Source organism: Paenibacillus lactis, from assembly GCF_017873605.1.
In the GTDB taxonomy this organism is placed as follows: Bacteria; Bacillota; Bacilli; order Paenibacillales; family Paenibacillaceae; genus Paenibacillus_AQ; species Paenibacillus_AQ lactis.
Window position 1 is genome coordinate 347,194 of record NZ_JAGGKI010000001.1, and the last position, 23,537, is coordinate 370,730.

Genomic DNA, 23,537 nt, shown 5'->3' on the forward strand with positions numbered 1-23,537 from the left:
TTCTTTATCTAGGATCGAAATATTTGCGGGCTGAATGACTAATCCACTGCACGACCAGGAAGAGCAGCATGAAGAAAAAAGCGATGCCGATAATGACGCCCGGTTCATATTCGGGACCCGTACCCGTGTAGGGGTTGAAATCCAGCGCCTGGAACAGCCTCCAGGCTGCGCCCGGATAGTTCCGGTAATACTCGACCACCAGCAAATTCGATAGAATGAATACGAGCAGACCCGGAAGATGCGTCAAGATCGCCGCGATGCCGTTGCGGAGCATGTGCTTGTACACCACGGCCCTGTCGCTGAGCCCCTTGGCCTTTGCCAACAGGATGTACATCTTTCCTTCCTGGGCAAGAAGCGAAGCGGAGGTCACTCTGGCGATAAAAAAGATGGGATAGATCGAGACCAGAAGGGCGGGCAGCGCGAACGCCTCCCAGCCTTCCACGGCAAAATAGCGGACGGCCGGCACATGCTTGACCAGAAACCACTGCACAAACAGCATGAGGAAAAAATCAGGTATGGACTGGAACAGCCATGTTGTCCAATGGCCGAGCACATTGAATTTCGTCTTGGACAGCTTGTAGTCTGCAACCCCTTTCAAAATCCCGACGACAAACCCGATTAAAAGCGCCGAGACGATGACCAGCAGGCTCATACCGACGGCGACCAATGCCGCTGCCTCTGCCGTCTGCCCCTTATATCGCGACGGTCCGAGGCTTCCGTGCTCGATGATCTGGCGGAAGAAATCGCCTATATATGTAAGGTACCGGTTCATGTCGAATGAGGGATCCGCTACAACCTTATGACCATCCAATGAAATATTGATGTCTCGGGGAATCAGGACGATCAGGACAATGAAGCTAAAGGCCAGCAGGCTGATGATCGTCGATTTGAGCATTTGCGTTTTCAAATTCATATCGGCCTCCTAAGTGTCCTCGTAATACGGAAATTCATTCATATGCTTAATTGGTTATTCTACTACTACCATAATTCTCCTAGTTTAGTCCAGTAAAAAATTACATATTTTTACTCTCTTATATGTTGCTAGACTCGCGATGGAGGTGTATTGCCTGCAGCAATGTTGAACGGTAATCAGCGTCGACGCTCGGACGACAAGCCATAACGCGATCGGTACTGCGAAGAAGTTGCAATGCTTCCCGATAGCATATAATCTGGTTGCATAACCCAAGTGCGATGAAGGAGGTTTACCGGATGACCATTTATGATTACGAGGTAACGACAATCACCGGCGAACGCGAGAAGCTCGAGAAATATCGGGGTCATGTGCTGTTAATCGTAAATACGGCGACCAAATGCGGATTCGCTCCTCAATTCAGCGGGCTGGAGAAGCTGCATCAAACGTACCGCGACCAGGGACTGGCCGTGCTCGGCTTCCCCAGCAGCCAGTTTATGAACCAGGAGCTCGAGGACAATGCATCGATCGAGGAAGCGTGCAAATTGAATCACGGGGTGACCTTCCCCCTTTTCTCCAAAATCGATGTAAACGGCACCGATGCCCATCCGCTGTATAAGCATCTGACCCAACAAGCACCAGGCGTGCTCGGCAGTAAATCCATCAAATGGAACTTCACCAAATTCCTTGTGGACCGGGAGGGGAAGGTCGTCAAGCGGTTCGCCCCGGCCGATACGCCCGAGAAAATCGAAGAGCATATCAAGAAGCTTTTACAGGCGTAGACTAGGGAAATATCGCAGAAAAATGCAGCAGACCTCCTGAATCTCTCCCCTCTCCCTGAACTGATAAAAGTTATACTTTTCTATGACTGAAAAAAAAGACGCCTCCCGAAGGGCAGAATAAATGCCTCTTCGGGTGACGCCCTATCTATGGGATCTACTGTTCCATTAACCGTTTCCGCACGCTCCATGGTTGTCGTCCAAGCGTTGACGCTGATCATCGTGCAGCAGTCATCATTACACCGCGCGCCGGGCTCGGGCCTGCCAGTCGAATCCGGCATTTACACCAGGCTCGCTTCTTCCCGGATCCACACGGCCATCTCGTTCTCCCCGCGATTCCCCCACAGATAATACGGAATTGCCTTTAATGTGGCCGATTTCGCCTGCCGCGGCGCTGCCCGGTACAATTCTCCGTTCCAGGACTCCGCCTCTTCCCGCCAGCCGGCTCCCTCGATGACAACGGCGCCTCCCGGCAAATCCGCCTCGAATCGCGACGTTAATTTCGGATCAGCCGCCAGGGTAACGGCCGAGATTGGCGCGCCATTATCGACGCTCTCCCAGCAGTATACAAGCGGTCCCCGCTGAATGGCCGCTTTGCCGGCATTCGCACGAACCAGCGGATGGGCTCTTACCTGAAGAATGTCGAGCGAGAGCGCAAGCTCCAGCATATCGCCCGAAGCCCAGGCTCGGGTAATGTACGCATAGCCTTCCCGGATCAAGCCTGTCGCCTTCAGCTCCTCTCCATTCACACGGATGACGGCTTGGCCTCGGCACCACCCCGGGATGCGCAGTGCCAGCGTCCATTCCGCCGTCTGCGGCGATTCAATGGTAAACGTGACGTTCCCGCTCCACGGAAGCTCGCTGGTCTGCTTGACCTTTACGGCGTTTCCGCGAAGGGACACCGCTGCCTCACCGCCGATGTAAAGATGGGCAAACAACGTATCCTCATTCGAGGTATATACGTATTCGCCGAGTGAGGTCAGCAGTCTCGCCACATTCGGCGGACAGCAGGCGCATGCGAACCAGCCCGGCCGGACCGGCTTCACATGATGCTTGCCCGGATTATGACGGCAGGCATCCGGCCACACCTCGAGCGGATTCACGTAGAAGAAATGGGTGCCGTCCTGCGCCATGCTGCCGATTACCGTATTGTACAGCGCCCGTTCCATCACGTCTGCATACTCGGATTTCGGCGACAGCTCCAGCATCCGCCGGGCGAAGAAGATCAGTCCAATCGAAGCGCAGGTCTCCGCATAGACGGTATCGTTCGGAAGATCGTAATCGATCGTAAACGCCTCGCCGTGGTGGGTCGAGCCGATCCCCCCGGTAATGTACATTTGTTTATGGACGATGTTGTCCCACAGATTCTCGCATGCCTCCATTAGCGATGCATCTCCGGTGCGGGCTGCCAAATCGGCCATGGCAGTATACATATAGACGGCACGCACCGAGTGGCCCACCGCCACCTTCTGCTCCCTGACCGGCAGATGGCTCTGATGATATGAAAGATGGGGAGCTCCGGATACCGAAGCATAGAAGGAGCTTTTTCCGCGCTGTTCCCACTCTTGATGGAAAAAATGCGGCTCCCGCCCCCGCTCGTCGATAAAGTATTCGGCTAGCCGCACATACTTCTCCTCATGGGTAGCCTCATACAATTTCACAAGGGCAAGCTCAATCTCCTGGTGACCGTCAAAGCCATGGATTTTGCCCTCTTCCGGTCCGAATACCGTATCGATATAATCGGCGAACCGGCAGGCCACATCCAGCAGCTTCCGTTTGCCGGTTGCACAGTAGTGGGCAACCGCAGCTTCGATCAGATGCCCGGCGCAGTACAGCTCATGGCAGTCCGTTAGGTTGGTCCAGCGTTTAGTTGGCTCTTTTACCGTAAAATACGTATTCAAATAGCCGTCCGGCTGCTGGGCATCGGCAATCAGGTCAATCAGCTCGTCCACCTGCTGCTCCAGCTTCGGGTCAGGGTGAATGGCCAGGGAATAGGCCGCAGCCTCCAGCCATTTGGCCACATCGCTGTCCTGAAATACCATGCCTTTATATTCACCCTGCTCCCTGCCGGCGGCGATGCGGAAGTTGGCGACCGCGTGACTCGGCTCCACCCCCGGAATCCGGTCATGAAGCGCCTCGTATTGATAAGGGATGACCACTTCCCTTACCAGCCGGATATAGCGGGACCAGAAGGGATCGTTCAGCTTGACCTGTTGAAGCGGCACCGCAGCGGATCGTTCCGTTACAACTTTCATCGGATAATCACTCCTTGGGATCGTATTGTTGCCTCGACACCTCCCATTCTACGTTTTATGATAGGATGAAAGCGATAAAGGATATGACCCAGTTTTTTATACGATTTCACACATGCATTGAGGTGATTGAGCTGGCCGATTCGAATATTCTATCCATTCCATCCCTGCCCCCGCCCTACTACCTTGAATCCGGTTCAACCTTGTATGCCGCAGGGGATCAGCACCCGAATCGGAGAAATCTTGGCGTATATGATCTCATCCTCGTGCGAAGCGGCTGTCTGTACCTCGGCGAGGAGGAGGAGCAGTGGGAGCTGCACGCGGGAGATCTGGTCATCCTGCTGCCGGATGCCTATCACTATGCGGTGCAGGCATGCAGGGAGGAGACTTATTTTTACTGGCTGCATTTTCAAGCGGCAGCGGATAGTCCCACACATTCAGGCAGCATTTCACACAGCATATTCCTGCCGAAGCTGGCTCATGTCCCATACCCGGATCAAGCCTATCAGCTGTTCGAATCGCTCCACCTCCTCGCGACGGAGCCGCGCTCCATTGCCTTATGGAGGGAGCAGTCGCTGTTTATCGAGCTCATGCAGCTGCTGGACCAGTCAAGGGCCGGGCAGGAGCAATCCCGTGCACGCAAGGTGGCCGAACAAATCGAATCGTTCATCAAAATGCATTACCGGGAACCGATCAGCAATGGCCGTCTATCCGAGAGTCTTCATTTTCACTACAATTACCTGACGCGCTGCATGAAGGAATCCCACGGGGTGACGCCGTCCGAATACCTGCTGCAGTATCGCCTGGATCAAGCGAAAAGGCTGCTGCTGACCACCCGTTGGCCCGTGTCCCGCATCGCCGAGCATGTCGGCTTCCAGTACCCTCCCTATTTCACGCGCCGATTCTCGGCACGCTTTGGCATATCCCCGTTGCAATACAGGAAGCAGTATACCGAATAGGGGGGATAGCTGCTCGATGTGAGATTGGATTTACATATTGGATGAGCCATTGAATTGCAAGTGGGGCACGTACGTAAAATGGTCCTTCGGTCGCCATCATCCTCTATAAATCACACTAAAAAACCGCCCGGGCTAAGCGCCCGGGCGGTTCTGTGGCATTCAAATCACATGAAGGTTCCTATGGAAAGGCCAAGCCTGGGGCTAAAATGCCTACGTCGCATGTCAACACATCTGGCGGCTTTGAGGCTGCAAAGAATTGCGGAAAGAAGCTCCTTCTCGCACAAGCTTAGAGGCAATATTAAGCTTCAGCCGGAAGATCCAGCTGCCACGATACGCCGAACTTGTCCACGATCCAGCCGAATTTGCGGCTAAAGCCGTAATTGCCCAGCGGCATCAACGGTCCTCCGCCGTCCAGCAATAGGCTATACAGCCGATCGATCTCCTCGTCCGAATCGCAGGTCAGATAGATGGAGAACGAAGGCGTGAACGTAAAGTCATGCTTCACGTTGCTGTCGATGCACATGAAGGGCTGTCCCTTCAAGGTAAAGACGGCGTGCATGACGCTTCCTTCTTCTCCCGGCTGTCCGGGACCGTACCGCGTGATGCTCGTGATCTCCGAATCCTCAATCAAGGACGTATAGAACGTCATCGCTTCCTCCGCATTCCCTTGAAACATCAAAAACGGCGTCGCTTTGTTCATCATTCAAACCCCTCTTCTTATCGAATGGATAACATCGGTTAAAGCAGCTGGCGGTCTTTTCAAACGCCCATCCTTGCCCTATTTCTCAATTTGCGCGTGGTGGGAAAACTCCAACCATCAGGTCTTTATGAAGGAAATTCGATCGTACCCGTCTCCAAGAGCTGCTTCAGCCCTCCAAACATCAGGCTCCAGCCGTGTTCCGAAGAGCTGTTGTATTCATTTAGCGCCCGCTCCACGTCCTCGGCGGTCCAACCTTCCTCATGCGGCACAACGATCACCTGCGTAAACGTCATCTCGCAGCCTTCCTCAACCGGCTTCAGCTCGACGGTGACGATATCCTCGGTATCGCTGAATTGCGGCATTCTGAAGGTGAAGACCAGCCTGCGGGGCGGATCGATCTCCCGATATTCTCCGATCGCCCGGTAATCCTTCCCTCCGCGATGGTCGACTATCTCCCAAGTGCCGCCGACATGAGGCTCGTTTCTGGCAATCTTATTGGTCGCCTCCATCGTAAATAGCCACTTCCGCATCATCTCCGGATTCAGCCAGGCGTCAAACACCCGCTCGGGGCTCACTTGAAATATGCGCTTCATGACCAGAGTCGTTGTCGAAGCATTCTCCATAGCTGGAACTCATCCTTTCTGCATTCAAAATCATCAGGTCTTCCTGTTACCATCGTTACCCCCTCGAGCGAGGTGCAACCCTTTAATGCTCCTCCTTCTTCGCTTTATAGAGCTCGCGCTCCAGCGCGTCGAACTGTTGCGTCCAGAAGCGCTCATAGAATCGAAGCCATTCAAGCGCCCTGGCCATGACATCCCCATTGAGCCGGCAGGTATGGATCCGGCCCTGAACCGTTCGTTCCAGCAGGCCGGAGCGCTCCAGCACCTTAATATGCTTGGAAGCGGCGGCCAGCGACATGTCGAAGGGCTCGGCCAGCTCGGACACCGTCCGTTCCCGCGAAGCGATCATCCGAACCATCTGTCTCCGGGTCGGATCGGCCAGCGCGTGAAAGATATGATCCAATTGTTTCTCATCATTATGTTCAACCATATGGTTAACTATAGGGGATCGCAAATTAAAAGTCAACCATTTGGTTGAATATATATCGTAAAAATATGAGCTGTCTCTTCAACCCGATTCGTCCAGCGATGCCGGAAGAACGAAGCCTTTTACTTTCATATGAGCCAAGCACCGCGCGCTGACACCCACGCACGGTGCGGTTTATCTGGCAGCCCTCTGGACCGCCGCTTGAGGAATGTTTCGAGATATAAAGAGGAGAGTATCTTAAGAACCTAAAAGCCCGTTAAGCATACGTCCGAGCTCCTCATAGCTGGTCGCCACATGATGGGGCTTATGCTCCGATTCAGGCTCAACCCCGCGGTGATTAAACCAAATGACATGCCAGCCGGCCGCCAGGGCGCCGACCACGTCATTGCGCCAGGAATCTCCGATATAATAACAGTGTTCCGGCATGGTCCCCGTCCTCTCGTTCACGTGACGGAAGATCCGGGCATCCGGCTTGTCCCATCCGACCGCCCCGGATACGAATATGCGCTCCTGCGGAATCAGATCCCCCAGCATCATGGCCGTAATTTTGTTCATCTGATGGTCTGCCGGCCCGTTCGTTATTAACCCTACAAGATGCCCGGCATCCTTCAATGTCTGAAGCAGCTCGCGAGCGCCATCGAACATGGTAATCTCATATTGCCGTCCTAGATACGCCCGCTGAACCGCTTCGGCTTCCTCACGGGTCAGCTGTATCCCGAACTCCGCCAAGGCCAGCTGAAAGCGGCGGGTTCTCATATCCTCAACCGCGTCCCCGTAAGCCGCCGTACCGGCCCCTCCAAGCTCTTCGGACAACCGGTCGCTGTAATACCGCATCCGGTGGTAGGCCTTTTCATAAGGGAAGGACTCCCCGGGCTGCACAATCGCTCGCAGCGCATCCCGAAACGGTGCCAAATGGTCGTATAACGTATCATCTACATCAAAGAAAATCCCTTTCCGTTCTGATTGCCCAGTCATGCTCATCCCTCTTCCTATCATCGGGTCGCTTGTCTCTATCGGGATCATGCATCCACATCAATATGGTATGCTTGCCGGTAAAATCATCTGTGACCGGTTCCCTGCCACCCTGATCTTCTAATTCCTCTATTGTACATGCTGGACCTCCTGTCACACCACCCCACCCGGGCCGCCAGCTGCTTAAGGCCATGTCCCCCTCCTTTAGGGATGAACCCCTGTTTACCAACGGCGCGCCCCACTCCCCGCTCCATCTGTAAATATGTTCCTCCGCTATGATAAGATAGTTACAAACGCATGAGCAGCCAGTTCCATCGAGAAACGAAAAAGGAGATGAATCGCTTATGACCAAGGACTTGACCGAAATATGGCAAGGGGACTCCGTTCCCGAAGGCAACCGTGTCAGCAACGTGGAGCGCTTTAGCGGCTTCGAAGACACCTATGACCGGCACCGCCTGGAGGCGCCGGAGGAGGTCGTTACCCTGCTCACCGGATATCTGAGCCGCAGACCTTCGCTTGTCGTCGATCTGGGCTGCGGGACCGGATTGTCGTCTTTTGTATGGAAGGACGCTGTGGACCGGATTATCGGCGTTGAGCCTAACGATGATATGCGGGGAAAGGCTCTCGCCAAATTGCAGTCCCTCACGAAGCAGGGGGCTGACGGCCATGCTCAATCGGGCGCCATTACCTTCGTCTCCGGCTATTCGAATCAGCTGGCGCTGCCGGATGGGGCTGCGGACATCATTACCTGCTCCCAGTCCTTTCACTGGATGGAGCCTGCCAGTACGCTGAAGGAGGCCGCACGCGTGCTGCGCGAGGAGGGCGTATTCGCCGCCTACGACTGTGACTGGCCGCCCAGCCTCACCTGGAGAATCGAGCATGCTTATCATGAGCTGATCCGGCTGGCCGATGACATCATCGACCGCCGCGTCAATCCGGAGGACCAGGCATACAAAGGGGATAAAAACGAGCATTTGAAGCATATCCGGGAGAGCGGACTGTTCCGGTTCTCCAAGGAAATCGTTTTCCATCACGTCGAGCCGTTTACCGCAGACCGTTACACCGGGCTTGCCGTCAGCCAAGGCGCCATCCAAACCGTCTTCAAGTTAAATCAACCCGAGCTTCACGAGAAGATCGCGTCATTCCAAGCGATGGTGAAGGAGTATTTCCAGGAACGAACCCTTCCGCTCATGCTCAGCTACCGCATGCGAATCGGCATTAAATAACCTGGGCAGCATGACAGCAGCAGGGGCAGCCTCTCCCGTAAGAAGAAGCTGCCCCTGCTGTTGTTAACATATCAGGTCGTCCGGGCGAGGACGAACATCGTGCAGGAAGTCATCACTAAAGTGCGCACCGGGAGTTGCGCACGGTTGCTAGGCTAAATTCAAACGGAATGCCAATCCAGCCGGTCAACCGGCCAGGATCATCACCGGTTCATCGCCTGCATCAGGCGGATGATATTCTCCGAGGTTCTCTCCACATTCCGCCGCCCGCCTGCCAGCGCCTCCTCCAATGTGGAAGCGCCGGGCATAATTCCGAATATCGCATCAATTCCCAGGTCGTACAGGATCTCCGCTCCGTCGCCGACCCGACCAGCCAGCGCCACGACCGGCTTGCCGTGCCGTTTCGCAACCTTGGCAACGCCAAGCGGCGTTTTGCCGTACTGCGTCTGGGAGTCCATCGCACCTTCTCCGGTCCATACCATGTCGGCCTGCCGGATCCTATTCTCCAGTCCGGTGAAATCGATAACCATATCGATCCCCTTCCTTAGCGTCCCGTTCAGGAAGGCCATCAAACCTCCGCCCAGTCCGCCCGCGGCCCCGGCACCCGGTACGTCCGCAATATCCTTGCCGAGCTCCTGCTTAATCACCTCGGCATAATGACGGAGATTGCGATCTAAAATTCGGATCATATCCGGAGTCGCCCCTTTCTGAGGCCCAAACACGCTGGAGGCCCCCGTCTCCCCGCAAAGCGGGTTCGTGACGTCACAAGCAACCTCCACCTGCACATCCTGAAGACGGGAATCGAAGCCCGACAAGTCAACCCTAGCAAGGCGCCCCAGCTCCCCTCCGCCATAGTCAAGCTCCTTGCCTTCCGCATCCAGCAGTCTGCCGCCCAGCGCCTGCACCACTCCGGCTCCGCCATCATTCGTAGCACTGCCGCCGATGCCGACCAGCAGCTTGCGGATTCCGTGGCCCAGGCAGGCTCTGATCAGCTCCCCCGTCCCGTAGGTCGTCGCCGCCAGCGGATTCCGCTCCGCCGGCGGCACGAGATGAATCCCGCTGGCACTGGCCATTTCGAGGATGCCGGTGCTGCCGTCGCCGGAAATGCCGTACGAGGCCATTACCGGATGCCCCATCGGACCCGTCACCCTTCGGGTATAAACCGTACCACCTGTCGCATCCACAAGGGATTGCATCGTTCCTTCTCCGCCGTCCGCCATAGGCACATGAATGCAGGTGACATCCGGACTTCCCTTCTTGATGCCGTGTTCCATCGCTTCACATACTTCCTTGGCTGTCAAACTCTCTTTGAAAGAGTCAGGCGCCAGCACAATGACATAGTCCCGTTTCACGTTATCCCCTGCCAATCCTCATAATTTCAAGTCTCTTTGTCGCTTCAGGCGTCTTTTGATTGTTCCGGTCATGAATCCCCTTAGTCCTTTTCAACCTGCTTCCCGCGTTCGGATCTCGTCCGGGGCGACATGAGCGATCGTCTGCATGATCTCGAACTGTCCCCTCGAGCTGGTTCTGCGTGCCAGCAGCGTGCCGAGGATGCCGCCGGCGAACCCGATCGGAATCGAGACGATCCCCGGATGCTTCAGCGGAAATATCGCCTCGGCCCGGATCCAGCCCGTAACCGGGTCCATGACGTTCGGGCCGATCGCGATGAGCGCAAGGGACGATACCAGCCCGCAGGTAATGCTCGCCATCGCGCCGAAGGCGTTAAAGCCGCGCCAGAATAGGGTGAACAGCAGCACGGGCAAGTTCGCCGAGGCCGCAACCGCGAAGGCAAACGAAACAAGGAAGGCGACATTCAGCTTCTGCGCTCCGAGCGCGAGCACAATGGAAGCCGCGCCGACCACGATCGCAGACAGCTTGGCCACCTTCATTTGCTGTGCCTCGCTCGCCTGCCCGCTGCGGAAAATGCTGCTGTACACATCATGGGCAAAGGCCGATGAGGCGGTGAGCACGAGACCGGAGATCACGGCCAAAATCGTGGCGAACGCGACCGCCGATACGAATGCCATGAGAAACTCGCCCCCGAGTGCGCTGGCCAGCAGCGGAATCGCCAGCTCCACCCGCTCCGACAGCGCGGACCAATCCACGAAGGCAGCCGCCCCGAAGCCGAGGAAGATCGTCATCACGTAGAAGATGCTGATCGTCACGGTCGCCGTCTTCACCGACAGCCGAACCGCGCGCGGATCCCTAACCGTATAAAAGCGGGCGATGATGTGCGGTAGTCCGGCCGTGCCCAGTACCAGCGCCATGTTGAATGAGATCATATCCAGCGGGTGATCAAACATATTCCCCGGCTTCAGGAACTGTTCCTTGAGCGGTGTTCCATGCTCCATGGAGGCAAACAGCCCCAACAGATCCCAATCAAACCGTGACAGCACGATAAGGCTGATCATTAGCGTGCTGCTCACCAGCAGAATAGACTTCACGATCTGCACCCAGGAGGTTGCAAGCATGCCGCCGAAGGTAACATATACGGTCATCAGACCGCCGACAAGCACGATGGCCCATGAGGTCTCCAGGCCGAACAGCAAATGGACAAGCCAGCCTGCTCCGACCAACTGAGCAATCATATAAAAGACCGTGATCATCAGGTTATTGAGCGCGATTAATCCGCGCAGCCGTCTCTCTCTGAACCGGACCGCAACCGCATCCGCCATCGTATACCGGCCCAAATTATGAAGCGGCTCGGCGATGAGGTATTGCACAATCACATAGGAGGCCAGAAATCCGATCGAATAGAAAAATCCGTCAAAGCCGTACACCGCAATCGAGCCCGCAATGCCTAGAAAGGACGCGGCGCTTATATAGTCTCCCGAGATGGCCAGCCCGTTCTGGAGGCCGTTCAGCCGGTTGCCTGCCGCGTAGAAATCGTTCGTGCTGGTTGTCCTTCCCGCAGCGTAATACGTCATCATAAGCGTCCCGATGACGATCGCCAGAAAAAAAACGATGCCGGATATGTTCACGTACCAGGCCTCCTTATTCATATACGCTTAAGCTCCTTCTATCATTTTACGATAAGATGACAAAAAAAGGGTGACCCTCCTGCTAAAATGCAGATAGAAGACCACCCATTTTTGAAATCTGAGCCCATATGAAGTACAATCGGCGCTGCTTATGCGCCCGTATTCGCCTTCACCAGCACTTCGGCATACTTCGCATCGTCCTTGGAGGAGGATAGGAATGTGCCGACGTAGGCGGCCAGGAATCCGAGCGGAATGGAGACAATGCCCGGATTGCTCATCGGGAACAGCGGCTCCCCGATCAGAATGGCCTTGCCCGCCGGATCCCATATATTCGGGCTGAGCGCGACGAGGATAACCGTGCTGATCAGTCCGGTCAGCATGCCGGTGATCGCGCCGGCCGTATTGAACCTTTTCCAGAATACCGTGAACAGGATAACCGGCAGGTTCGCGCTGGCCGCGACCGCAAAAGCAAGCGAGACGAGGAACGCGACGTTCATCTTCTGCGCAAACAGGGCCAGCAGGATCGAGACGACGGATACGCCGATCGAGGCATAACGCGCCATCTTGAGCTGCTCCTTCTCCGATGCGCTTCCGCGGCGCAGGATTTGCCCGTAGAAGTCGTGGGCGAACGCCGATGCCGCCGACAGCACGAGGCCGGTTACGACCGCGAGGATCGTAGCGAAGGCAACGGCCGAGATGAGGGCGAACAAGAAGTCGCCGCCGATGACCTTGGCCAGCAGCGGGGCGGCCATGTTGCCCGCATTGTCGACTGCGGTAATATCGGACGCCCCGACGAAGGCAGCAGCACCGAAGCCGAGGAAAATCGTCATCACGTAGAAGATGCCGATGATCCATGTGGCGTAGACGACGGAGCTGCGAGCCGTCTTCGCGTCTCTGACGGTGAAGAAACGGATCAAAATATGCGGCAATCCGGCCGTGCCGAGCACGAGCGCCAGGTTCAGCGAGAGCGTCTCAAGCGGGATTTTGTACTTGTTGCCGGGATTCAGGAAGGCCTCCTTCAGCGGTGTGGCCGTCTTCATATGCTCGAACATATTCGTCAGGCTGAAGTCGAATTTCGCAAATACGATGATCGAGATGATGAAGGTTCCGGCCATCAGCAGCACCGCTTTGGAGATCTGCACCCAGCTGGTGGCATGCATGCCTCCGAACACGACATAGATGGTCATCAGCACGCCGACGATCAGTACGGACGTCACGTAGTCCAGACCGAGCAGCAGCTTAATCAGCGCCCCCGCGCCGACCAGCTGCGCAATCATATAGAAGATGGAGATCGAGATCGTGTTGAGCGCAGCGACGCCGCGTACCTTCTTGTCTGCAAAGCGGGCGGCGATCATATCCGCTACGGTATACTTGCCCAGATTCCGAAGCGGTTCGGCCACAAGGTACAACACGACCAGATAAGCGACCAGGAAGCCGATACTATAGAAGAAGCCGTCGAAGCCGACCAGCGCGATCGAGCCGGCGATGCCGAGGAAGGATGCCGCCGACATGTAGTCCCCGGCGATGGCCGTGCCGTTCTGCCAGCCCTTGAGTCCTCCTCCCGCCGTGTAGAAATCGCTCGTATTGGTCGTCTTTTTGGCAGCGAAATACGTAATGACAAGCGTCAGCAGCACAATACCGCAAAACAAAGCAATCGCCATATGCCTATGCCCCCATATCCTTTTTGATCTCATCGGCAATTCGGTCGAACTGCGAAGCCTTGCGGGAGTATAGGATGCACAAGACCCAAGTCATGATGAACTGCGCGAACGCAAACACCCAGGCCCACGTGATCGGTCCTACGGCCGGACGATTCAGCACGTCGGTGTATGACGTAAGAATCGGCAATGCGAAATAAAACAGCAGGAAAAATACCGTCATCGGGACAATGAATCGTTTCTTGCGGGAGAGCAGCGTTTTGAATTTGTCCGAGTGCCATACTTCCGTATAGCCTTTTTCCTTCGCTTCCATTACTTTCCCCTCCATCCATGGCGGAAATTCGGATTAACCTGCGCCTTTTCGATTGTAAGCGCTTTAAATCGATTATATACGGCAGCCGCGGCTCCTACTACCGCTCCTGCGCAAAGCGTCGGATGAGCTGCGCGAAACGCCGAATTTGCCGTCTGGAAAGTGTCGTTTACCACCGCTTTCCAGACGGCAAATTCACATTCGTGAAGCGTTAGCCGATACAGGGGGGGGGAAATGGCTCAGCGTGATCGAACACGTATTCAGCTGACGCCAAGGGGAAGCATTCCCGTATCAGATGCATTCTACCGACGCAGGTGAAAACGACTGCATTGAGTGTGTGCTGCCGACGCAGGGGGAAGTGACTGCATGGAGCGCGTGCTGCCGTCGCCCAGAGAAGCAACTCTGCATCGAAATGCATTCTGCCCTAACACTGGGGACGGAACGCTCCATGAGTCCGGGTGGCGTTAAAGGTCTACGCTTTTCGCAGCAGCCGGAATAAATCCTTAGCCGCCTCTCTGGATAGCGGGATCACCGTCCGCAACTCGTCTTTCATGACAATGTTATAAGCCCCGTTCGTCCAGGGCGACAGCTCGGCAATGCGGTTCACGTTCACCAGATAGCTCCGGTGCGGCCGAAAGAACGAATAGCCGGTCAGTCGCTCTTCCAGCTCCTGCAAGGTCTGCTTGCTCATGATCCGCTGTCCTTCCGCCGTGTGAATGGCGACGATCCGCTCTTCCCTAACGGCGTAAAGAATCGCCTCGGGATCGACCAGCACATGCTTGTCGCCGTCGTCCAGAAGCAGCAATCCGCTCATTTTGCCGGCCTTGGCTTCCGGCGGCTGCAGACCCCCCGGTCGTGCATGGACGGCTGCAGGCACAGTCGCGCCTGACAGTCCCTGACTTCCGGCATACCTGGCGCGGATCCGCTCGAGCGATTCCTTAAAGCGGATATGACTGTATGGCTTCAGCAAATAATCGATCGCATTCAGGCCGAATGCCTCAACGGCATATTCGTCATAAGCGGTCGTGAACACGATAAGCGGCGAGTGCGGCGAGGCTTTGAGCATCCGCGCAGCCTGCAGGCCTTCCAGCTCCGGCATATGGACATCGAGGAATACGACATCGGGCTGCCACTGCGCAGCGAGCTCCAGCAGTTCCCTTCCGCTAGACGCATAAGGCAGCATCTCGATATCCGGCTCCTGCTCGAGCAAATAGGCCAGCTCTTCCCTTGCCAGCCGTTCATCTTCAGCGATCATCACTTTAATTCGCTTCACGGCAACGACTCCCTTCCAATACGCTGCAGGGGATGCGGAACGATATGCGCAATCCGCCCTCCGCAACATTTTCGATGATAAGCCTGGCTTCCCGGCCGTACATTCCCATAAGCCGCTGATTGATATTGTAAATGCCGATTCCCGTCCCGCCGCTCTCGTGAAGCGGCCGTTCTCCGAGACGCTCGAGCAAGACCGGCGATATGCCTGAGCCGTTGTCCTCCAGCAGGACGACAGCCATATCCCCGTCCCGCCTGAGCGTGAGCTTAATGAGACCGCCGCTGGCCGTATTGCGCAGGCCGTGCTTGATGCTGTTCTCGACCAGCATTTGCAGCGTGGCGGGCGGTATTTGCAGCTCCTCGAGTCCCGGCTCAAGCTCGCAATGAAAATTGAACTGGTCCTCGAACCGGATCTGAATAATGTCCAGGTAGGCACGCAAGAGCTCCATTTCCTCGCGGACCGTCGTGGCACGCGAGGCCATTAGCTTGGCATTCAGACGCATGAACGCGCCCAGCTGCATCGTTGCATGCCTCGCCAGCTGCGGGTCCGAGCGAATCAGGGAGTGAATCGCATTCAGCGTATTATACAGAAAATGCGGGTGGATCTGGGCTTGGAGCAGCTTCAGCTCCGCCTCTTTCATGAGCTTGGCCATATTCTCGTGGGAGGTGGCGCCAAGCTGATAAGAGATCAGCTGGCCCAGCCCCCGGGCCATCGCCAGCTCGACCCGCCCGATATCCTGAGGCCGCTTGAAGTACAGCTGGATGACGCCGACGATCTGGCTTCCTTCCAGCATCGGGACGAGGATCGCGGCGCCGAGCGACGGATGCTGCGGCTGGATATCCTCGGCATGATCCACTACGTGGAGCTCGCCGGTTGCGATCACTTTTTTCGCCATAGAGGAGCTGATCTCTTCTCCTGGCTCAATGGTCCGGCTGGCTGCCCCCGCATGGGCAAGGAGCCGCTCGGTGTCGGTGACCGCGACGGCGGTCGTTGTCTTGAGCTCCCTTAGCAGCAGATCGGCCACCGCCTGTGCCGTCCGGTACGTCAATCCTTGCTTCAGATGAGGAAGGGCTGCTTCGGCGATGTGAAGTGCCTTCTCCGTCTCGTACGCCGCGGCCCGTTCCTCTTCGGCAAGCGCCACCCGCAGCATCGTCGTGAACACGGCGATCGAGATGCTGTTCGTCAGTACCATCGGCAGACCGATCAGATTTACGAGCTCGATCGCCTTTAGGGAATCTTCAGCACAGATCAGGATGACACCCATGAACAGCACCTCGGCAAACATGCCGACAAACAGCGCCTTCGCCGGGGAGACCACCCGCTCCTGCGCGAAGAAGCGGGCGACGCCGCCGGCAAGCACGCCGATCAGCGGTGCCGTAATGGCACCTGCCAGTCCTGTATAGCCGCCCATATAGAGAAGATGCGCTCCCGCCAGAAGACCTCCGCCGAAGCCGACTCGGGGACCGCCCATCAATCCTCCGATCACAACGCCGACCAGGGCGGCATGGGCCAGCGCCTGATCCTTCGTCAGGGGCATCAGCCAAAAGGAGGTGCTGATGCCCCCCTCCTCCACAACCACCCCGGCATACGTGCCTAGAATTCCGAAGAGCCCGAAGAGGCAGGAGTAAAACACGCTTTGAACGCCCGATATCCCCTTCCGATCGAGTAATTGGCGGAACAGCGGAATTCGGGTCAATATAAAGGCAAGGATGAGCAGCATGCCCATCCGTTCGAACAGATGGAGCGCAAGCTCCTGCATAGGAACCTCCCTCTTCCCGCGTAAAATACGGCTTATGCTTCAGCTACTTAGCTTCATTTTGATGTCTGGTTATGGTTACATGATTGGTTACGGTTATGAATGAATTCGATTCCATTCCCACGCGAATGCGTTTTCAATTGATGCATGATGATTATAAGGCACAGGTTGCAGAGAAGACAATAAAAAGGAATATATGAAGCGAATGGCAAAATGATAAAGGGCTGCTCTTGTATGGTGAAAGGCAAAACAAATGTAAGTTGGGAGGAAGTGAAGTGAAACAATGATACTTCATGAAATGGAGTTAATGATCGCTGTACTTGTACGGCGGGTGATTGTAACACGTTCTGCAAGAGTCCTGCTATCGAAATAATTGAATCAAACTCGTTTAGTAGCTGCAAAAAAAAGAATAAAAATTAAAAGCGGTCTTACGTTATTCTGAAAGTTCAGAAAGCTTGAAATCCATTGTGAGATCCCTGGGGGTCGAACATTCTATCTTTTTAAACTGGACTAGGCAATATGAGCATCACGGTGAAATAAATGGTTGATTTGGGTACGAGTTCAATTCATTCCACGTTGGCCGGCAAAAATCCGCTGCGTGATCACGCAAAAAATTCGGCGTGCTTCCCCCCCGGAATCGTTGGGGAATACGGATTTCCTCCTAATCTAAGCCCTCTATAATAAGGAACATACACAGCCATTGAATTGGTATCCTTATGTGGAGGGTTATTCTTATGCCTAAAATGCCGTCAACGTTCTATCAGAAAATTATTCATTTCTTCAATTTGTCTGATCCTGATTATGTCCGTTTCGTACGCTCATATGAAGCCAAGACGAAGAAGCAAATCGCGTTCTATCTGTTTCTTGGCCTTCTCCCCGGTCTGATCGCGTACTTATTCACCTTTCCGTTGCGTGAGCCGCTCATGAAGTGGACGGGTCTATCCTCTGTTTATGTACAGTTTATTGCTCTCGTCGTGATGTCGATCGGATGGCATATGCTCTTTCCTTTTTTGATGCTCCGCTTCAAAGACGGGCTGTCGTTCAAACAGTCCCTTGTTTACCTTGGTTTTGGAAAATTCGATCTGAAGGGAATACTGACCGTTCTGCCCCTCTTGACTGTCCTGTTCACAATACTTTCGCTGCCTTACATGAGATATGTGTATACACCGCTGTTTGAGTGGTTGAACGGGTTTTCTGCGCTTCATATGGGAGAATGGCATATTTTCAACCAGGGATATTACGATTTCCCGTTACCGCTGCTTCTGGTCGGCCTTGTCGGCAATTTCATCGGGGAAGAAATTTATTTCCGTGGCTATCTGCTGCGTAAAGTGGGGCGCTTAAAGTTTGACTGGCTGTGGATCTCCTTCATTTTCTATTTCTACCACATGTGGCAGGCTCCCATCAACTGGGCCCTCTTGCCTCTGGCAATCGTTACTCCATTCGAAATTTTAGTCAAGCTGCGGAAAAATATTTATGTAGCCATCCTGTTCCATCTGTTCACCAACTTTTTGTGGGGAGCCATTACACTCTATCTGGTAGGGGTGTGACGCAATCAAACCTGTTTGTCGTTCATCCACAGCAAAAAAGATAGTACAATGGCAGCAAGGGGGTTGCAGCTTGTCGACTATTCTGCGGAAATACAACTGGGTCATATACGGAACGGCCCTTTTATACCTTGTTGCAGCGGCCTACATCCATGTCGCTACGCTTCAAAATCCATATACCGGTTTATTGTTCCGCGAGGATCGTGGCGCATGGATCGTATCATCCGTCGATCGTGCAGGCCATGCAGCGCAATGGGGCGTTCGTATCGGGGATCAGCTCGTCGCGGTGGATGGCAAAGCACCAATTGATATGATCGAGCTCGGCAGCCAGTCATATTTGAAGCAATCGGGGACGCTTCTGTTCATGCGTGATGGACTGGGCACGATTGAAATGCGTAATAGCGCAAAATCATCAGACGTGTACAAGGGGTTGTTCACCGGTTGCGCGGAGCTGGCGCTGCTTGCCATCGGACTGGTGGCTTACCGGAAAAAGCCCGAGTCACATATGGTCCGTCGGTTTTATGCGCTGAATGTATCCATGGCAGCGACGCTGCTGTCCGTATACTCGACGGAGAACACGCTGACCGGATGGATTATGCCGTTGGTGGCGAGCTCGTTGCCTTACCTGTTGTTGGCTTTTTTCATCTCCTTCGTATTCCGATCTGTTCCCCGGTGGATCGGCCTGGTGCTGGCCTTATACCGGATGATGGCCGCATTGTTCGCCGCGTATGCCCTGGTCATCTTCTCACTGGGCGTTATTCCAGGTTGGACACGGAGCGTCATCCATATGGGGCTGTTCGCAACATTTCTAGCTATATTCGCTATTGCGGCTGCCTATTGGAAAGCGATGGACCGTGCCGAGAAAAACAGCCTGCTCACGTTTGCGGCCGCGCTGGCCTTCAGCCTTTTACCCTATTTGTTCCTGTGTGCGCTGCCCGATTTGCTGTGGGGTGAATTTATGATGCCCCCGGATACGGCATTGACCGGCCTTGTGATCCTCCCAGCTTCCGTATTGTGGCTATTGGCACGACAGAAGCTGGTCGACATGCGCTTCTATCTTCCACGACTGGCCATACACAGCTTGTATATCGGGCTGATGCTCATTTTGATCGCTGCTCTCATTCGCAGCAGCGCTTCCAAAACAACGCTTGTGCTATGCGGCGCATTCCTTATCCTTGTGCTGATGCACCAGATGAGCATCAACAGCATCAAGCGACAACGGGAGCGGCGTGAAGACCGGCTTGACCGACAACGGCTGGAGATGTCAATCCGGCTTGCAGAACACCGCAATAGCCGCGACCTGCTGCGTATGCCTGCAGAGCTTGTCCATAGCGTAACGGAAATAGAGGGGTTGTGCTTTGTCTGGAATCGTGATACTGAAGCCGTCATCTACGGAACGGGGCGGTTTGCGGAAATCACGGAATTCCCCGATGCAGGCAAGCCAATTCCGCGGGAGGCGCTGTCAGGACACGGTTTCGAACAGGTGCTGGACCTTGTTGTCCAACCCGGCGAACCGATCATAGGCTATTTGGGATTAGGCGCGAAAAAAAACCGAACCGTTTTCACCTCGGAGGAGCTCGGGTTAATCGATAAGGTGAGACGGGAAACCGTTCGTTTGCTGACGAACACTGCCCTGCTTGATGAGCTGCGTCAAGCACGCGGCAAATTGACCGGGGATCAATCCGAATACCGTCTAGTGGAAGCGCAAGAAGCGAAGCAGGTTCGAACGTCATACTATTTGCATGACCATGTTTTGCAAAACCTTATTTTTCTCTCCCGCGATCTGGAAGAGTTGCATGATACGCAACAATGCAGCAAGCAGCACACCGCAATTTGGTTGAAATGTCTCTACGATACACAGCGCGACATCCGCCTGCTCTGTGATGATTTGTATCCACATATCGTCGATCAAGCGGGACTGGGCGACGCTCTGCGCTGGCTGATGCGTACGATTAAAGAGAATGGCGGGCCGACGACTAATCTCGTGAATGGGCTGCCGGAAACGCTATCTCCGTTATACAAGATCACATTGTTTCGTATTGTGCGGGAGCTTGCAAACAATGCGTTAAAACATGCCAAGGCGGACAATCTGACTATACGTTTATGGGAAACCCATGACGCGGTCCACTGTCAAATCAAAGATGACGGCATCGGAATAGATCCGGTTGCTGCAGGCGGGCGCGGATTCGGACTCGCCACGATCGGAAGCCAGGTTGCACAATTCAAGGGTGATATCGATATTGACTCGGCAACCGGGCGCGGGACAAACGTCCACGTTTGGCTGCCGAAGCAGGAAGGGAGTTCAGAGCATGGAGCAGCCCATCAAGGTGGTACTGCTGGATGACCATCCACTAGTCATGGAGGGGTTGAAAAATCGACTTGAGCGAGAATCAGATATTCGTGTAGCCGGAACATTCAATGACCCTCGCGAACTATTGTCTCAAATCGCATTGCTGCATCCGGATGTCGTCGTTATTGATATCTCGATGCCCGGCATGAACGGATTCGAGGTGCTGGAGGAGCTAAAACGAACTTATGGCACTTCAGTCAAGCTGATCGTATTATCGGGATACGAGTATGACGAATATGTACATAAAGCTTTTGAGATCGGCGTGCATGCCTATTTGTCCAAGCAAGCGACCTACCCGCAAATCATGAATGCCATTCGACAGAGCCTGCTCGGTCACCGGTTGGTATCGGAGCGGATGACTGCTCTCCCCAGAACCGACCAGTTGACACCGACGGAACGGGAGGTGTTAAAACACATCGCGTTAGAGAAAACGAACAAGGAAATTGCAACGGCGTTGTTGATGAGTCAACGGACGGTTGAATACCACATGACGGCCATTAACCGGAAACTCGGTGTCAAGACGAGGATTGGTGCGGTTTCCAAGGGCTATGAGCTGGGTTTGCTGGAGCGGCTGCATGATGGGGATAAGTGAACATTCCCGTGGTGTATTACGACAGCGCTTATACTTGAAGCATTTCATAACCCAGCTCACCGCATAACGGACCATTTTCGGATCACCTGGTTGATGACCTCCGAGAGCAGCAACCCGAGCGCGATCGCGCCCGAGATCATAAAAGCCTGCGCCCCCAGCTGCACGGCCTGATCGAACTGGTTCTCCGCCACATGCCGGAGGGCATTGTAAGCAACCCCGCCCGGTACGAGCGGGATGATGCCCGATACGCTGAAGACGATGATGGGGGTCTTGTACTTCTTCGCAAAAAAGTGGCTGATCATCGTGACGCAGAAGGCCGCCACCACCGTGGCCGTCACCGGCTTGACCGCCATATCCTGGAGCAAAATATAGAGCAGCCAGCCCACCATTCCGGCAAAGCCGCATTGCAGCAGCGCTTTCCGCGGCGCGTTGAAGATCATGCCGAAGGCGGCGGAAGCGATAAAGCTCGTCACGAGCTGCTGGATATAAAAGCCGATCACGGCCATCCTCCTCTACCCTATGTTTTTTGACTAAAACCACCGATCCGGGATGTCCCACATCCCTCAGCTAGAATGAAAGGGTGAACGCTACACCCGCTCCGATGGCAAACGACGTAACGAAGGCCTCCGCCCCCTTGGACAAGCCCGAAATCAGGTGACCGGCCATCAAATCCCGAATCGCATTCGTGATGAGCAGCCCGGGCACAAGCGGCATAACCGAGCTGATAATGATCGTATCCAGCTCCTGCCCGATCCCGAGATTGACCAGCCATACCGAGACGATGCCAATGACAAGCGCACCCGAAAATTCCGCAAAGAACCGGACCGGAATGACCCGGTGCATCACCACAAAGCATGTAAAACCAAGCCCTCCGGCTACCGCAGCCGGTAGGAAGTCGGCCCAAATGCCGCGGAACATGATCAAGAAGCAGCCGCTGGCGACGGCCGAGAGCAGGATCAGCAGCCAGTTGGGATAGATGGACGGTTCTTGCTCGATCTGCTGAAGAGCCTGATACGCTTCTTCAATCGTCATTTCACCCAGGCTTATTTTTCGCGACACACTGTTGACCTTTTCAATCTTGTCCAAATTCGTGGTCCGGTCGGAAATCCGGATCAAGCGCGTAATATGCTGCGGTTCCTCCACGGAAAAGATGATGCCCGTCGGCGTCATATAGCTGTGGCTGTTCGTAACACCGAACGAGGCGGCGATCCGCATCATGGTGTCCTCCACCCGGTATGTCTCCGCTCCGCTCTGCAGCATGATTTTTCCTGCCAACAGGCAGACCTTGATGATGTCATGCTCCCGCTTCAATGATTCGTTCAATCCCAATCCTCCTGATGACAGCTTCCGATTCAACACGGTATGCCCCTATTATAGTATCATTGCCTCGATAAAGCATAGGATATGCTTTAAAGCATCGCCGCGGACAACAGACGGGCTTCCACCGCAAGTGCTCGGGGCAGTGTTCGTTTCAATCTCGCACCATGGTCTGGTAACTGGAGACTACCCCGGTGGCCTCTAAACAGAAGTCTTCCCCCGATCACATCTTGACAAATGATTCCATCCTCCATATAATCACCTTAGTTGAATATCCAACGTTGGATATTGGATTCTGGATGATCCCTTATTTTCCGCCCTTATATTACAAGGAGTCTCAATTCATTCGAAAGAAGTGAACGACATGACCAATTTGATTCTGCTCTCATTCCTCCGCCAGCGTCCCATGCACGGATATGAGATCCAGCAGCTCATTCAGAGCAGCCGCATGGACTTGTGGACGAATATTTTGTCCGGCTCGATCTATTACGCGCTGAATAAAATGGAGCAGGACGGCCTCATTGTGGCCACCGCGGAGGAGCGCACCGGCGCCCGGCTTCGTAAAATATACAGCATTACGGACGCAGGGGAAGAGCTGTTCCAGCAGATGATCCGCGAAACGCTGACCCTGCCCCCGCACTCGGTCAAATCGGACTTCTCCCTCGGTCTCATCTGGATCGAGAGCATTCCGAAGCCGGAGGCGCTGGAGCTGCTGGAGCAAAATTTGCGGCAGGTCGAGGAATCGCTCGCCCAGTGGCGTTCAGGCAAGGAGATAAAGGGACAATACGGGCTCTCCAAGATCGCCATGGCCACCTTCGATAACGCCATCTCGCTGCTCGAGCAGGATGCCGCCTTTCTCCGTAACATCATGGACTTATTGCAGGAATAAGTGCCTCAGGATAGCTGAAGTTCAGACT

At 54.8% G+C, this 23,537-nt stretch carries 21 protein-coding genes; 7 read left to right on the top strand and 14 right to left on the bottom strand.

Annotated features, from left to right (window positions below):
- Positions 1-4: 4 nt before the first annotated feature.
- The gene (locus J2Z18_RS01345) at positions 5-913 is read right to left on the bottom strand and encodes an ABC transporter permease subunit (RefSeq protein ID WP_007128921.1); all 909 of its coding nucleotides are present in this window, start codon (positions 911-913) and stop codon (positions 5-7) included.
- 296 nt (positions 914-1,209) lie between these two features.
- On the opposite strand from J2Z18_RS01345, the gene J2Z18_RS01350 reads away from it, so the two are divergent.
- Positions 1,210-1,692 (top strand): glutathione peroxidase, encoded by a 483-nt coding sequence (locus tag J2Z18_RS01350; RefSeq protein ID WP_210094051.1) that lies wholly within the window; start codon positions 1,210-1,212, stop codon positions 1,690-1,692.
- A gap of 278 nt (positions 1,693-1,970) precedes the next feature.
- Here J2Z18_RS01350 and J2Z18_RS01355 read toward each other — a convergent pair whose 3' ends face one another.
- Positions 1,971-3,944, bottom strand: coding sequence for a glycoside hydrolase family 127 protein (locus J2Z18_RS01355; protein WP_210094052.1), 1,974 nt, complete (start codon positions 3,942-3,944; stop codon positions 1,971-1,973).
- A gap of 83 nt (positions 3,945-4,027) precedes the next feature.
- On the opposite strand from J2Z18_RS01355, the gene J2Z18_RS01360 reads away from it, so the two are divergent.
- On the top strand, positions 4,028-4,900 hold the full coding sequence (locus tag J2Z18_RS01360) for a helix-turn-helix transcriptional regulator (RefSeq protein ID WP_232239221.1): 873 nt from the start codon (positions 4,028-4,030) through the stop codon (positions 4,898-4,900).
- A gap of 298 nt (positions 4,901-5,198) precedes the next feature.
- Here J2Z18_RS01360 and J2Z18_RS01365 read toward each other — a convergent pair whose 3' ends face one another.
- The 4 genes from J2Z18_RS01365 to J2Z18_RS01380 all read right to left on the bottom strand — a co-directional run bounded on the left by J2Z18_RS01365 (position 5,199) and on the right by J2Z18_RS01380 (position 7,622).
- Entirely contained in the window at positions 5,199-5,600 is a 402-nt protein-coding gene (locus tag J2Z18_RS01365; protein ID WP_028404052.1) for a VOC family protein, read from the bottom strand.
- Positions 5,601-5,725: 125 nt separating this feature from the next.
- Positions 5,726-6,223, bottom strand: coding sequence for an SRPBCC family protein (locus J2Z18_RS01370; RefSeq protein WP_007128926.1), 498 nt, complete (start codon positions 6,221-6,223; stop codon positions 5,726-5,728).
- Positions 6,224-6,305: 82 nt separating this feature from the next.
- On the bottom strand, positions 6,306-6,623 hold the full coding sequence (locus J2Z18_RS01375; protein ID WP_244152668.1) for an ArsR/SmtB family transcription factor: 318 nt from the start codon (positions 6,621-6,623) through the stop codon (positions 6,306-6,308).
- A 261-nt stretch (positions 6,624-6,884) separates the two neighbouring features.
- A complete protein-coding gene (locus tag J2Z18_RS01380; RefSeq protein ID WP_210094053.1) occupies positions 6,885-7,622 on the bottom strand; it encodes an HAD family hydrolase in 738 nt (245 codons plus the stop codon).
- Between the two features lie 341 nt (positions 7,623-7,963).
- On the opposite strand from J2Z18_RS01380, the gene J2Z18_RS01385 reads away from it, so the two are divergent.
- Positions 7,964-8,845, top strand: coding sequence for a class I SAM-dependent methyltransferase (locus J2Z18_RS01385; protein WP_210094054.1), 882 nt, complete (start codon positions 7,964-7,966; stop codon positions 8,843-8,845).
- 200 nt (positions 8,846-9,045) lie between these two features.
- Here the strand turns inward: J2Z18_RS01385 and J2Z18_RS01390 are convergent, their stop codons facing one another.
- From J2Z18_RS01390 to J2Z18_RS01415, 6 genes are all read right to left on the bottom strand, one after another.
- Positions 9,046-10,194: a glycerate kinase gene (locus tag J2Z18_RS01390; RefSeq protein ID WP_210094055.1), complete on the bottom strand. Its 1,149-nt coding sequence runs from the start codon at positions 10,192-10,194 to the stop codon at positions 9,046-9,048.
- A 90-nt stretch (positions 10,195-10,284) separates the two neighbouring features.
- Positions 10,285-11,844, bottom strand: a complete 1,560-nt coding sequence (locus tag J2Z18_RS01395) for a solute symporter family protein (RefSeq protein ID WP_007128932.1) — start codon at positions 11,842-11,844, stop codon at positions 10,285-10,287.
- A 128-nt stretch (positions 11,845-11,972) separates the two neighbouring features.
- Positions 11,973-13,484: a solute symporter family protein gene (locus J2Z18_RS01400; RefSeq protein ID WP_007128933.1), complete on the bottom strand. Its 1,512-nt coding sequence runs from the start codon at positions 13,482-13,484 to the stop codon at positions 11,973-11,975.
- Positions 13,485-13,488: 4 nt separating this feature from the next.
- Positions 13,489-13,794, bottom strand: a complete 306-nt coding sequence (locus tag J2Z18_RS01405) for a DUF485 domain-containing protein (RefSeq protein WP_007128934.1) — start codon at positions 13,792-13,794, stop codon at positions 13,489-13,491.
- Positions 13,795-14,263: 469 nt separating this feature from the next.
- Entirely contained in the window at positions 14,264-15,064 is an 801-nt protein-coding gene (locus tag J2Z18_RS01410; protein WP_210094056.1) for a LytTR family transcriptional regulator DNA-binding domain-containing protein, read from the bottom strand.
- Entirely contained in the window at positions 15,051-16,820 is a 1,770-nt protein-coding gene (locus J2Z18_RS01415; protein ID WP_210094057.1) for a LytS/YhcK type 5TM receptor domain-containing protein, read from the bottom strand. Before J2Z18_RS01415 ends, J2Z18_RS01410 begins: the two co-directional genes overlap by 14 nt.
- Before the next feature lie 731 nt (positions 16,821-17,551).
- Here J2Z18_RS01415 and J2Z18_RS01420 point away from each other — a divergent pair.
- The 3 genes from J2Z18_RS01420 to J2Z18_RS01430 all read left to right on the top strand — a co-directional run bounded on the left by J2Z18_RS01420 (position 17,552) and on the right by J2Z18_RS01430 (position 21,303).
- On the top strand, positions 17,552-18,364 hold the full coding sequence (locus J2Z18_RS01420; RefSeq protein ID WP_007128938.1) for a CPBP family intramembrane glutamic endopeptidase: 813 nt from the start codon (positions 17,552-17,554) through the stop codon (positions 18,362-18,364).
- 70 nt (positions 18,365-18,434) lie between these two features.
- A complete protein-coding gene (locus tag J2Z18_RS01425; protein ID WP_210094058.1) occupies positions 18,435-20,705 on the top strand; it encodes a sensor histidine kinase in 2,271 nt (756 codons plus the stop codon).
- Complete coding sequence (locus J2Z18_RS01430; RefSeq protein ID WP_007128940.1) at positions 20,671-21,303, top strand: response regulator transcription factor; 633 nt, start codon at positions 20,671-20,673, stop codon at positions 21,301-21,303. The genes J2Z18_RS01425 and J2Z18_RS01430 overlap by 35 nt, the downstream gene beginning before the upstream one ends.
- A 56-nt stretch (positions 21,304-21,359) precedes the next feature.
- On the opposite strand, the gene J2Z18_RS01435 is transcribed toward J2Z18_RS01430, so the two are convergent.
- Both J2Z18_RS01435 and J2Z18_RS01440 read right to left on the bottom strand, forming a co-directional pair.
- Positions 21,360-21,809, bottom strand: coding sequence for a threonine/serine exporter family protein (locus J2Z18_RS01435; protein ID WP_034272385.1), 450 nt, complete (start codon positions 21,807-21,809; stop codon positions 21,360-21,362).
- Positions 21,810-21,870: 61 nt separating this feature from the next.
- Entirely contained in the window at positions 21,871-22,626 is a 756-nt protein-coding gene (locus J2Z18_RS01440) for a threonine/serine exporter family protein (RefSeq protein WP_210094059.1), read from the bottom strand.
- 358 nt (positions 22,627-22,984) lie between these two features.
- Between J2Z18_RS01440 and J2Z18_RS01445 the strand changes: the two genes are divergently transcribed.
- Positions 22,985-23,509 (top strand): PadR family transcriptional regulator, encoded by a 525-nt coding sequence (locus J2Z18_RS01445; RefSeq protein ID WP_007128943.1) that lies wholly within the window; start codon positions 22,985-22,987, stop codon positions 23,507-23,509.
- Positions 23,510-23,537: the final 28 nt, after the last annotated feature.